Origin of the sequence: Nonomuraea sp. NPDC048901 (genome assembly GCF_040649695.1) — a bacterium.
Lineage (GTDB): Bacteria > Actinomycetota > Actinomycetes > Streptosporangiales > Streptosporangiaceae > Nonomuraea.
Genome location: NZ_JBEZFW010000049.1, coordinates 1 through 11,811 on the forward strand (window position 1 = coordinate 1; position 11,811 = coordinate 11,811).

The window sequence follows — 11,811 nt, forward strand, 5'->3', positions numbered from 1 at the left end:
CCAAGACGCGCCGTAGATGCCTGTGACGTCCATCAGACGGCCTGTCACGACCTTAAGCAGGCCGAACGCCCGTTTCAGAGGTTAAAAACAAAGCTAAGAGCCTGCTGACAAAGGAATTTGGTGCCGGGGCTCGAGCCAGGAGACGGTCGGGTTTGGTCATGTTCGGGCCGTTGACCTGAGAATGGGAGCGGGCTCCCGGTAGCTGAGGTGTTGTCTAAGATCGCGTCCATGACGAGGACCACGCCGGGCGCCCGCTCGATGTTGAGGTGTTGTTCCCGGAACTGGCCGCTTACCGCGGTACGACTACCCGGCTGCACCCTCGTCCGGGCAGCCCGGACGTGTCGTCCAGTTCCGTGGGCGGCCCCCTTCTTTGGCCGGCGGACGAGCCATGGCCGGTGTGTACGAAGCCACACAAGCGCGGGACCGGGCGGCGCCCCGCGGACATCCATCGGGAGCGACAAGTCCTCGCGGCTGCCTGGGCCCGCGACCCGGATGCGGGTCCCACGACGGAGGAACGGGCACTCCTGGAGGAGTTGGCGCGGAAGCATCGCGTCGAGGGGGTGGCCGATACCGATCCGCTGCCGATGATCGGTATCGCCCAGCTGTACCGGCGGGACGTTACCGACCTGCTGACGGGACCGGACGGGTGCGACCTGCTCCAGGTGTTCTGGTGCCCGTTCGACGGGCACGGACCGACCGGCTGCGTCATGTCGCTGGACCTCCGTTGGCGCCGATCCTCCGAGGTGGCCGAGGTCCTGGCCGCGCCGCCCCGACCAGCGGTCGTGGGATTTGACGGATATGTTCCGGAGCCCTGCGTGCTGCACCCGGAACAAGTGGCCACCTACCCGTTCGCCGGTCTGCTGCCCAAGGACCTGCACGCCCGGATTGACGCCTGGGAGGAAGCCCTCGAGGAGGAGGCCGAAGAGACAGGGGACGACGACGCACCCGAGGCGCCCACCTACCAGCAGGAGCTGTCCATTCCGCCCGGCTGGCGCGTCGGAGGGTTCGCGTCGTGGCACCTGACCGACCCCGTCTCCCATGCACTGCCGGGCCTGCACGGCACCGATGGACCTACTGTTGACTATCGACAGCAGCGAGTGGGACGGCGGCAGCGGCAGCTGGAAGCCGATCGAGGAACAGGATCTGCCCGCGCACCGGTTCGCCACGCCGACCGAGGTCACCGTGGGGCGCTGGGGTCAGCTGAACGTCTTCGCCTGCCCTGTTCCCTCACATCCGCACTCCTGGAGCATCCAGTAGGCCGTCAGGCCTGTGATCCCTCGCGTGTGCCCGATGCAGGGTGGCTGCGGGAATGGGCTTAGCGTACGTTTCCGTTCCGCCACACCCTGACCCCCGAGATGTGGCCAAGATGATCAGATGAGATCGGGTTCGCTGGAGGTAATGATGCCGCGGGTGGACACCTGACTCACCTGCCGTGACCAGGTCGCGGGGATACCGTCCGATCTGAGGCGAACCGGCTCGGGCGGCCGCGGCCGGCGGAGTGCGGCTCCGGGGGGTCCTGCCGACTACTGCATGATGGTAACTGTCAGGTGACACGCCATCTGGCCGCGTGCCAGCCAAAGTGGCCAGATAGTTGGCCAGCGTCAGGTGAAGTGGCCAAATGTGACTGAGCACGCTAGCTGGCCACTCTCGGCATCCCAGTTGGCCGCAGAAGTCAGGCGTCGAAGCGACGGCGTGCGGCCTCTATGTGACCGAAGTACCGGTGGGTCCAGCCGCACATTCCATCGACCGTCGCTCGCAGAGCCTGGCCCGGCTCAGTGAGGGTATATTCGACCCGCGGCGGGACGGTGGGGTACACGGTGCGCTCGACCAGGCCGTTGCGCTCCAGCATGCGCAGGTTCTGGGTGAGCATCTTGTGGCTGATGCCCTCGACCTCGCTCCGCAGCTCACTGAAGCGCAGGGTGCGATCACCGAGGCCCTCGACGATCAGGAACGCCCACTTGTTGGCCACGTCCGAGAAGATCTCCCGCGCCAAGGAGCCCGCACGCGCCAGGTCTGCGTCCTCGGGCGAGCCTGTGAACTGCTTGGTCACCATAAGGTTCTCCAGTCACGGAAAAGTGCGTTCTTCCACGTCAGCAGCCAGTCTCTTATAGTTCTTGAGTAACCACAAGAGAGCAAGAGTGTCGTGGTCGGCGCGGACGCGAGCCCACAGGCGCTCAGAACGAGGAGACAGGCACCATGGCCATCACCTTTGTCAACCCCAGCGGATTGCCCAAGATCGATGTCTACCGGCAGGTGTCGATCGCATCCGGGTCAAAGCTGATCTTCATCGCCGGACAGGTCGCCTGGGACGCCGAGGGTGTCACGGTCGGCGAAGGCGATCTCGCCGCACAGGTCGAGCAGAGTTACCTCAACATCGGCAAGGCCCTGGCCGAGGTCGGCGGCTCCTTCGACGACGTGGCGAAACTGACCTTCTACGTCGTCGACTGGACCCCCGACAAGATGCCCCCGCTCCTGGAAGGCATCTCCCGGGCAGCCGCGAAGCTGGGGGTCACCCCGGCCCCGCCGACCACGCTGATAGGCGTTGCGGCACTGGACGTCCCCGACCACCTGGTCGAGATCGAAGCCACCGCGATCCTCGACTGAACAGATGGCCTTCGCTCACTGAGCACCGAAGTGGCCATGATGTGATTTGTGAGCGCTACGTCACGGAATATGATCAGCGAGTTCAGGGTCGCCTACGTCGTTGCCGATGGCGTGGAGCAGCTCGTGGGGTTGGAGCGGCTGGCGAGCGTGGCGCTGGAGGAGGCGCTGCCCGTCCGTTCGTTCCCGTCCTATCACCGGGCAGCGGAACTATCCCGGCTGGTACTGGTCGGCCACGATGGAGCGCCGGGTGGGGTTCGAGTCGTGGGTCGAACGTGACCACCTGGTAGCGCTCGATCGTTGACACCCGAAGCCGTCGCGCTCACCGAACTCCTCACCGACCTGGGCTGGCGCCGCCACGTCGCCATGGTGGACGAGCGAGCGCTTCGCAGCTTCTATGAGCGCGTCGCTCAGCAGATGAACGAGCTCGCTTCAGCGAGTAAGGGGCCCGCCCCGCCCTCTCTCTGGGGACAACAAGACGGGCTCACCCGGTGGGTCGAGCAACTGCGACGCAAGCACCGCATCCGCCGACGACGCCACCTGGCCGAACAGCGTCACACATGGCAACCGCTACCACTGCCGGAAAATGGCCACTTCAAATGACACAGCCACCTCGCCGTCCGTGACAGATGAACTGACCAGCACGAGGTCACGCCGTGATCAATGGCCAGATTGGATGTCACCTGACAGTGACCGGTGGGTGCTCGTGAGAGGTGTGAACGATCTCGATCATGTACGATCCGGCCCTGACCAAGGGAGTCAGAGTGACGGAGGATGCGCTCCAACGGCTGCGCGTGGAGGCGTCACGGGACGACTACGCCTCGATGGCCCGCCTGGCGCGGGCGCTGTACGAGCAGGGCACCGACTCCCCTAAAGTGATCGACTTCGTCAATCCTTTGGGGGTTATGCGGCGGGGTTCGGTACGGCAGGCTGGTGGTCGCAGCCAGCGGGCTGCTGGAGGTTCGGCTTCTTCTGGGCCCCCAGCGTCATCCCCGGTGCGGTACGCTCTCGCGGTCCACGGCCGGCGACGGCGTCCGCGAGGGTCGCAGCCAGGTCTCCGTTGTCTGTACTGTGCCGAAATGACAAGAAGCGAGCGACTCGCGGACCAGCTGGACCGGCACTGGCACAAGAATCTGCGGCCGCGGCTGGACGGTCTTGCCGATGAGGAGTACTTCTGGGAGCCGGTGCGCGGCTGCTGGAGCATCCGCCCACGTGACACGTCGGCCACACCGATGTCGGCAGGTTCAGGGGAATGGATGATGGACTCCGCGTCCCCTGCCCCGGTGCCGGCTCCGGTGACCACGATTGCCTGGCGGCTTGCGCACATCATCGTCTCCTGCCTCGGCTATCGGGTCGGATGGCACTTCGGCGGCCAGGACGTCGACTCCCAGACATTCGCCTACGCGGGGACCGCTGACGAGGCGCTAAAGCAGCTCGATGAGATGTATGGGAGATGGAACGCGGGGGTCCGCGAGCTCTCAGACGCCGACCTGGAGAATCCGCCCGCGGTGGGTCCCGAGCAGTTTCCCATGGAGGGCATCGTCCTGCACGTCAACAGGGAGCTGATCCATCACGGCGCCGAGATTTCCCTGCTGCGCGACCTCTACCGCTGGCAGGACGGAGCCGTACCGCGCTGAATATGACTTTACGGTAACCGGCGATCGAGCTTCGGAACCCGCAAAACCAACCCTGCCAGACGATCTACACCTCAGACTGCCGCCCACCACCAGCACGAGCACCCCGAACGACCCTCACGCCACCATCCTGATCAGCTACTTCAAGATGGCGCAGCTTCTCTGTTCGTGTCGCTCGATCCGGGCCAGCAGGTCCTCGATGCCACCCGGAAGAATCCCTCGACTTCGTCTGCGATCTTTATGCGACCAACGCCGACCGTTGAAGCCAGTCGGAGTCTTGTACTGGTGGAGTCGCCTATTCGACTATCGCGAGTTCTCGATGCCGAGGGCCGTGGTAGTGACTTTCCGTGATGTCGGCGGCAACAAGCCGGGCTCTCGGACAGCAGGTGCGCGCGGAAGGGTGAAGTGGGCCTGACTATGTCGGTAGAGCCTGCCAAGATCGCGACATGACAATCGAGGCGCTGACGCCGTTCCGCTGGCTGCAACCGCCGTACGGCGATCGGGGCAACCGACTCGGCGAGATCTACTGCGTGACCTTGCTGCACGGGCTCGACCCGGCCGAGGTGCTGCGCCGGTTCGGCGCCCGCACGAGCACGGAGATGAGCTTCGCCGAGCTGGGGCTGGCGGTCTCCGACTTCACGGTGGCGACCGACGGCGGTGGCTATGTCGGAGTGGTCGCCACCGGCGACGGGTGCGCGGCGGTGGAGCCGTGCGGCTGGTCGGGGACGGACAGCCCGATGCTGGCGCGGCTGTCGGCCGGCACCGACGTGGTGTCCGTCTTACGACATGACTACGCCTGCGACTACTTCCACTACGCCGCTGACGGCATCATGATCACCGCTTTCGACCCGACCTCTCCCGAGCATCGCTCCGGTGCCGACACCGACCGGCTCGCCGGCCTCATGCGCGAGTTCGGCCTGCCTTTGGAGGAGGGCTCGGACGAGGACTGGGACCAGCGCTACGACGACCTGTCCCGGCACGGCCTCGCGCGGATGTTCGCGATGGCGGCCCGCCTCACCGGCGTGACGTTCACCGCCGACCTGCTGGACGGACCACTCCTGGTGGGCGCGATCGCCGACCTGCCACCGTCACAAGAGCCTCAGCCCGGGAAGAGCCTCGGTGTTTTACTCGAGCAGCTGAAGGCGGTAAGCGGCCCTGAGTCTGATCACGGCGCCGCTTAACTCCCATGGGCCTCCGGTACTGACTGGTTTACTGGTCAACTGGTCTATTGAACTGTTGCGAGTTCTCGGTGAAGACGAGCCTCACCATGACTGTCCGTGCTCTCCAGCGGCGTACCGGTTCCAGGCGCCACCGCCCTCGTTGAGGAGTCAAGCGGTGGTCTTGTCGTGGTAGCGGAGGGCGTCGGATACCACGACAAGACCACCGCCCGCCTCCTTCGGGAAGGTGGCGGAGGCTGGAACCGCTACGCCGCCGGGGAACACGGAACGTCACCATCAGGCCCCATGGGAACGACAACTCGCGACAGATGAATAGCGAGCTCACCAGTACAGGACCCCAGGCCCTCAGCGACGCCGCCCCGCTCGCCCCCGAGCAGACCCCTGCGGTGTTCGCGACCGCATGCCCGCGGCCCGCACCCGGCACCGCACCGCGCGCTCCTTCAATACTGCGTCGTCCGGCCCGGCCCGCAGGTGGGTCCGCGTCGATACCCACGGCCTTCTTCGTCCCGAAGCAGGCTCCCCCTCGCGGCCGGCCTTTCCCTGGGGTCGCATTCACAAATCGAAATAACTGTCGTCCGCAATGGCAGGCAAACTGTATACCGGCTGGGAATGTCGTGAGACGGTCACGCCTCCGGGGTTATTCGTCACCTGTTATCGGCACCTCCGATCTGGCGAAATCATTCCCGGCTTCCCTTCCTGCGTGGAAGAGCGATCCCCGAGCAGTCCGCCCGCGCAAATGATCGCCGTCGCCGGAGCGAGGATTACGGCCATCACCGGTCGAGTCTCTGACGTGCGGGACCGTCGTCGCGTCCTGGCCGCACAGGTGACGTGAACGGCGTGCCGCGTGGCCCTGCTGGACGTCGGTGCAAGATTGGCCGCAGTCAATGGCAATTTTCGACATTTCTCCGGAATATAGCCAAGTGCACATTACGCCCGATATGTGTTGATTTTCTGGAGCGGCTGATTAGCGTGGGTCGAGACGTCCGGTCATGAAGGGAGTAAGCATGCCTGTCACCCTGGGACGCTCCGAGGAGATCGTCGCTGCTTGGCGCGGCGGAACGGCGACCATCGAGGACAACCCGGCCGGCCCGCTGTTCATGAGCGAGTACGCCGAGTCGGAGATCACGATGGTTCGCGACGACACCCGGCGGCCGAGCTCGTGCACCGGCAACCGCACCATCCCCTGCTGCTGACCTCGAACCCCCCGGTCAACGCAGGACAGCACACCTGCCACGAAAGGAGTAAGCATGCCCGTCACGCTGGGACGCTCCGAGGAGATCGTCGCTGCTTGGCGCAGCGGAACGGCGACCATTGAGGACAACCCGGCCGGCCCGCTGCTCACAGGTGAGTACGCCGAGTCGGAGATCACGATGGCCCTCATGGACACCACCAAGAGGGCCAGCGCCTGCACCGCGGGTCGCACCGGCCTCTGCTGCTGATCAAGGAAGGTTGGACGTATGGCCGGGGAATTCGACCCGTCGCTGGAGTATTTGACCGCACCGGCGCTGGCCGGGCTGTCGCCCACGCTGGGATCGATCCCCGGCCTCACGCCGGCGGAGGCCCAGGTGATCCACCACGCGGCCGCCGAAACATTGGAGGAGACCGTCCGTCTCAAGGTCAACCGTGTACTGCTGCTGGAACTCAACGCGGCCAGGATCAGTGGAAGGCTGACCGCGCAGACTCCACAGCTGCGGTGGCAGGAATGGAAGGCGACGGCCGCGACGCCCGAGTTCTGGCGATCCATGGGGCAGCACTACCCCCCGATGCCGTCCAGGCTTGCCACGATCATCAGCAACCGGTGTGCCGCGGCCGAGGAACTGGCCCGCCGGTTCGCCGCCGACCGGGCGGCGCTCGCCGCGCTGCCGGGTGGCCTCCGAGGTGACCTGGTCCGGGTCGATTTCGGGGCGGGAGACAGCCATCGCGGCGGGCGCACCGTCGCCGTCCTGCACGGTGCGCAGGGGCAGGTCGTCTACAAGCCCCGCTCCCTCGCCGTGGATGAGGCACTGGCCCGGCTGATCGCCCGCCTGGCCGCCGAGTTGCCCGCCGGGACCGACATCCGCGTACCTGACGTGCTGGTCCGTGAGGGGTACGGGTGGGCGGAGCACATCGGGCACCGCTACTGCGCGGACGACGCGGAGCTGCGGTCCTTCTACCGCGGCATCGGGCACTGGCTGGCGCTGATGCGCCTGATCGGCGGCAGCGACCTGCACGCGGAGAACCTCATCGCGGCCGGGCCGGCCCCCGTCGTCATCGACTGCGAGACGCTGTTCACCCCGCACGCCCCCGCCAAGCCCTCGGGGTACGGCGAGGCCGTGGACCTGGCGACCGACCTGCTCGGCGGGTCGGTGCTGCGCACCGGTCTTCTCCCCGGACGGGGCGTCTCGCTCGGCTGGCGCGGCGTCGACATGTCGGCCGCCGGCGCGCTGCCCGGTCAGCAGCCGTACACCGAGGTGCCCGTCGTCGTCGACGCGGGCACGGACATGGCCAGAGTGGGCATGGCGCGGGCCGAGATGGGAGCGGTGGCCAACCACCCCAGCCCTGACCCGGTCCTCGCCCGCTACTGGGACCGGGTCCTGTTGGGATTCGTCGAGCTGACCGAGCGGCTCGACGCGCTGGACCGGGCGGGCGAGCTGGCCGGGCTGCTCGAGGACTTCGCCGACCGTCCCATCCGGGTCGTGCTCCGCGCCACCGAGGCCTACGCCGAGCTGGCCCGCATGCTGTGGCACCCGGTATCACTGCACGACGAGGCCACTGCGGTCGGCAAGGCCGCGCGGCTGCTGGCGCAGCACGCCGAGAACCTGCCCGGAGCACCGTCGGACCCCGAGGTGATCGACGCCGAGGTGGTCGAGCTGCTGACCGGCGACATCCCCTTCTTCGCCACATCGCCCGCCCGTGGTCGTCTGGACGGCCCCGGCGGAACCTCGTATGGAGACGAGCAGGACCTCATCGCGGACGCGCTGCGGCGCTGGCGCGATCGCGACGCCGCCCTCGATCGCGAGGTGATCCGGGCGGCCCTGGTCAGCGCTTACCTCAACGAGGGGTGGATGCCCGGCAACAAGCCGATGGCCGCGCCCGTCATCCGGCACCAGGACCTCGACGTGCGCCGGCGCCGGGTGGCCGCCGCCATCGCCCGCAGCGTGCTGGACGCGGCGGTTCACGGCGACGACGGCACGGTCACCTGGATCGCGCCGGTGCTCACCTCCACCGGCTGGTTCGTGCAGTCGCTGAGCCCTGACGTGTACGGCGGCGCGTACGGGGTCGCCGTCCTGCTGGCCGCCTACGCGAGCGAGACCGAGCAGGGAAGGGCCGACAAGGTGCCCGGCCTGGACAAGCTGCTGGCCGGTCTGCTCCGCACGATCACGATGGCCGAGGACCGGGACGCCGAAGAACGGCACACCGGGCCGCGGCGTCGCCCCGACCCGCCGGGCGGCTACGTCGGCATCGGCTCGCAGATCTGGAGCTGGCTGCTGCTGAGCGGGCTCGGCGCCGTCGGTTCCGCCGAAGCGGTCGCCCGGGCCTGTGCCCTGGCGGAGGAACTGCCCGAGGCGGTGGCCGCCGACGAAGGCTACGACCTGCTCACCGGCATGGCCGGCGCCATCGTGCCGTTGCTCCGCCTGTCCGAACGCACCGGCGACCAGCGGTGGTTCACCGAGGCCCGTCGCATCGGGGAGCGCCTGGTCTCACTGGCCCGCGTCGAGGACCGTGGAGCGTCCTGGCCCAGCGCCGCGTTCCCCCAGGGGATAGGCGGGGTCTCGCACGGCGCCACCGGGATCGGCTGGGCGCTGGCCCGGCTCTCCGACGCCGCCACGTCCGGCGGCGCCGAGTTCGGCACCCTGGCGGGCAAGGCGTTCATCTTCGAGGAGTCGCTGTACGACCCGGAGGGTAACGGATGGCGGGACCTGCGCGAAGTGGACGATCCCCGTGTCACCTCCAGCGCGTGGTGCCACGGAGGCGGCGGCATCGGCCTCGTCGCGGCCGACCGGCTGGCCCGCGAGGGCGACCCGCGCTGGCGGGACGTACTCCGCCGCGCCGCCGCGTCGTCCTGGTCGATAGGTCTCGGCTGGAGTCACACGCTCTGCCACGGAGACTTCGGCAACTGGGAGATCCTTTACCGCGCGATTGAGGCGGGTGTCGGGCCCGAACGGTTGACCCGTGAGGCCCTCACCGCGCGGATGATCGGCGGCATCGACGAGCATGGGCCGGTCAGTGGCCTCGCCCGCGACGCCTTCACCCCGGGGCTGATGCCGGGCGTCGGCGGCATGGTCTACCAGCTGCTCCGGATGCATCCGGACAGCCCGCTCCCGTCCGTCCTGCTACCCGACCCGGAGGGGTGAGCTGCGCTGAGAGTCGACTGTCCGTGGTGCTGGCCGACCCAGAGGGGTGAGCTGCTCTGAGCACCGACGACGAGCTGAACTCGCCGTACTGGCACCTGGCGGACCCCGACCGCGACGGCGGGCCCTGGCGGAACCTGCGGCGGCTGCCGCGCACCGTCCGCCCGGTGTTCGACATCGTCTGGCGGGCCGGACGGCGGCCCGCCCTCGCCATCCTCCTGCTGCTCACGGTGTCGGGCGTGGCGACGGCGTCCGGGCTGCTGGCCACCACCGCCGTGCTGGAAGAACTCCTCTCCGGAGGGCCGACCCCGGACCGGGTCATGGCGGCGCTCCCTGGCCTGGCGCTGCTGGTCGGCGTGTACGCGCTGCGCGGCGGCGTGGAGGCGGCCGTCACGCTGGCCCGGGCGCGCCTCGACCCAGCGGTGCGCAGAGCGGCCGAAGATGGACTGTTCTCCGCGAGCCTCGCGGTCGAGCTGACCGCGTTCGACGACGACGGCTTCTACGACCGGATGCACCGTGCCCGCGACCGGGGGCTGTACTACCTCGAACGGGCCACCGGCAACGTCGTCGAGCTGATCGGCGCCGCCTTCGCTGTCGCCGCGACCGCCATCGGCATCGGCGTGCTCCACCCACTGCTGCTCGCCGTGCTCGTCCTCAGCGTGCTGCCCGAAGGCTGGGCCGTGCTGCACGCGGCCCAGCAGGGCTACGAGGCGACCGCGCGCATGGTCACGCTCAACCGGCGGATCCTGATGCTGGCCGACCTCGCCACCGAGCGGGAGCCCGCGGCGGAGATCCGCGCCTGCCAGGCGCAGCCGTTCCTGCTGGAGGAGTACCGGCGGGTGGGGGACGTCCTGCGCGACGAGGAGGTGCGTGTCGCCCTGGCCCAGGCGCGCACCCGCACGGCGGGCCGCGTGCTCGCGGGCGTGGCCACCGGGGCCACTCTCGTGCTGCTCGGGGTGCTGCTCCACATCGGCTGGATCCCGCTCGCCGTCGCCGGCACCGCCGTCATCGCGATCCGGACCGCCACCGCGGCGCTGAACCGTCTCGTCCTGGCCGCCAACCAGCTGTTCGAGCAGGCGCTTTACGTGAGCGACTACGAGACCTTCCTGGAGGACTCACGCACCCGCCGCCCCGCCGTGGGGGGCCTGCCCGTCCCGGCCGCACCCCGACGGATCGGTCTGCGTGGCGTCGCCTTCTCCTACGCGGGAGCGGGTGACGGCCGGCTCGCGCTGAGCGACATCGACCTGACCATCGACGCGGGCCAGACCATCGCGCTCGTCGGAGAGAACGGCTCGGGCAAGACCACGCTCGCCAAACTCATCGCCGGGCTCTACCGCCCCACGCGCGGCACCGTCACCTGGGACGGCCTCGACCTCGCCGAAATGGACGCCGCCGAGGTGGTCTCGCATGTCGTCATGGTCCTGCAGCATCCGGTCCGATGGCCACACGACGCCAGGGTCAACGTCCGGGTCGGACGCCACGACAAGGACGACCCCGGCGACGTCGCGTTGCGCACCGCTGCCGACCTCGCCTCCGCCACCGAGGTCATCGACGGGCTCCCGCGCGGCTGGGACACCCTGATGTCGAAGAAGTTCCGCGGCGGCCAGGACCTGTCAGGCGGCCAATGGCAGCGGCTGGCCGTCGCCCGCGGACTGTTCCGCGACGGTCACCTGCTGATCTGGGACGAGCCGACCGCCCCGCTCGACGCCAAGGCCGAATACGCCGTCTACGAGACACTGCGCCGCGTCGCCGCGGGCCGCACGGTCGTCCTGATCACCCACAGACTCTCCAGCGTCCGCAACGCCGACCGCATCTATCTGCTGCACGAGGGCCGGATCGCTGAACAGGGCACCCACGAGCAACTACTGGTCACAGGTGGCCGCTACGCCGACCTGTACCACCTGCAAGCCCAGATGTACGGCACATCACCCCCCATAACTCTCCCAACCCCCTGACCCGCGGCTTCCCCGCCCACCGCCGGGGTGGGCCGACGAGGTGCCGTTCGTGGTGGCGCGCGGCTTGATGGTGCCGTTGTCTGCCACCAGTGTGGTGTCGACGGGTTGCCAG

General features: G+C 68.4%; 11 protein-coding genes. 10 read left to right on the forward strand and 1 reads right to left on the reverse strand.

What is annotated here, in order from left to right; translation table 11 throughout:
* Positions 1–1,077 precede the first annotated feature (1,077 nt).
* The gene (locus tag AB0C30_RS59490; protein WP_357962520.1) at positions 1,078–1,257 is read left to right on the forward strand and encodes a hypothetical protein; all 180 of its coding nucleotides are present in this window, start codon (positions 1,078–1,080) and stop codon (positions 1,255–1,257) included.
* Positions 1,258–1,672: 415 nt separating this feature from the next.
* On the opposite strand, the gene AB0C30_RS59495 is transcribed toward AB0C30_RS59490, so the two are convergent.
* Complete coding sequence (locus AB0C30_RS59495) at positions 1,673–2,053, reverse strand: helix-turn-helix domain-containing protein (RefSeq protein ID WP_357962522.1); 381 nt, start codon at positions 2,051–2,053, stop codon at positions 1,673–1,675.
* A gap of 143 nt (positions 2,054–2,196) precedes the next feature.
* On the opposite strand from AB0C30_RS59495, the gene AB0C30_RS59500 reads away from it, so the two are divergent.
* From AB0C30_RS59500 to AB0C30_RS59540, 9 genes are all read left to right on the forward strand, one after another.
* Entirely contained in the window at positions 2,197–2,604 is a 408-nt protein-coding gene (locus tag AB0C30_RS59500) for a RidA family protein (protein WP_357962525.1), read from the forward strand.
* 69 nt (positions 2,605–2,673) lie between these two features.
* The gene (locus tag AB0C30_RS59505; protein WP_357962527.1) at positions 2,674–2,880 is read left to right on the forward strand and encodes a hypothetical protein; all 207 of its coding nucleotides are present in this window, start codon (positions 2,674–2,676) and stop codon (positions 2,878–2,880) included.
* 21 nt (positions 2,881–2,901) lie between these two features.
* A complete protein-coding gene (locus AB0C30_RS59510) occupies positions 2,902–3,204 on the forward strand; it encodes a hypothetical protein (protein WP_357962530.1) in 303 nt (100 codons plus the stop codon).
* A gap of 476 nt (positions 3,205–3,680) precedes the next feature.
* A complete protein-coding gene (locus AB0C30_RS59515; RefSeq protein ID WP_357962533.1) occupies positions 3,681–4,238 on the forward strand; it encodes a DinB family protein in 558 nt (185 codons plus the stop codon).
* Between the two features lie 443 nt (positions 4,239–4,681).
* Entirely contained in the window at positions 4,682–5,416 is a 735-nt protein-coding gene (locus AB0C30_RS59520; protein WP_357962536.1) for a DUF6461 domain-containing protein, read from the forward strand.
* Between the two features lie 1,001 nt (positions 5,417–6,417).
* On the forward strand, positions 6,418–6,606 hold the full coding sequence (locus AB0C30_RS59525; RefSeq protein ID WP_225302757.1) for a DUF6229 family protein: 189 nt from the start codon (positions 6,418–6,420) through the stop codon (positions 6,604–6,606).
* Between the two features lie 54 nt (positions 6,607–6,660).
* Positions 6,661–6,852, forward strand: coding sequence for a DUF6229 family protein (locus tag AB0C30_RS59530; protein WP_357962539.1), 192 nt, complete (start codon positions 6,661–6,663; stop codon positions 6,850–6,852).
* 18 nt (positions 6,853–6,870) lie between these two features.
* Positions 6,871–9,747, forward strand: coding sequence for a type 2 lanthipeptide synthetase LanM family protein (locus AB0C30_RS59535; protein ID WP_357962542.1), 2,877 nt, complete (start codon positions 6,871–6,873; stop codon positions 9,745–9,747).
* Positions 9,748–9,911: 164 nt separating this feature from the next.
* Positions 9,912–11,699, forward strand: a complete 1,788-nt coding sequence (locus AB0C30_RS59540; protein ID WP_357962545.1) for an ABC transporter ATP-binding protein — start codon at positions 9,912–9,914, stop codon at positions 11,697–11,699.
* Positions 11,700–11,811 lie beyond the last annotated feature (112 nt).

What these genes read in the sequence shown, in the direction of transcription:
- AB0C30_RS59495 (WP_357962522.1), bottom strand. Translation starts at nt 2,053, where the DNA reads ATGGTGACCAAGCAGTTCACAGGCTCGCCCGAGGACGCAGACCTGGCG.
- AB0C30_RS59500 (WP_357962525.1), top strand. Translation starts at nt 2,197, where the DNA reads ATGGCCATCACCTTTGTCAACCCCAGCGGATTGCCCAAGATCGATGTC.
- AB0C30_RS59505 (WP_357962527.1), top strand. Translation starts at nt 2,674, where the DNA reads ATGATCAGCGAGTTCAGGGTCGCCTACGTCGTTGCCGATGGCGTGGAG.
- AB0C30_RS59515 (WP_357962533.1), top strand. Translation starts at nt 3,681, where the DNA reads ATGACAAGAAGCGAGCGACTCGCGGACCAGCTGGACCGGCACTGGCAC.
- AB0C30_RS59520 (WP_357962536.1), top strand. Translation starts at nt 4,682, where the DNA reads ATGACAATCGAGGCGCTGACGCCGTTCCGCTGGCTGCAACCGCCGTAC.
- AB0C30_RS59525 (WP_225302757.1), top strand. Translation starts at nt 6,418, where the DNA reads ATGCCTGTCACCCTGGGACGCTCCGAGGAGATCGTCGCTGCTTGGCGC.
- AB0C30_RS59530 (WP_357962539.1), top strand. Translation starts at nt 6,661, where the DNA reads ATGCCCGTCACGCTGGGACGCTCCGAGGAGATCGTCGCTGCTTGGCGC.
- AB0C30_RS59535 (WP_357962542.1), top strand. Translation starts at nt 6,871, where the DNA reads ATGGCCGGGGAATTCGACCCGTCGCTGGAGTATTTGACCGCACCGGCG.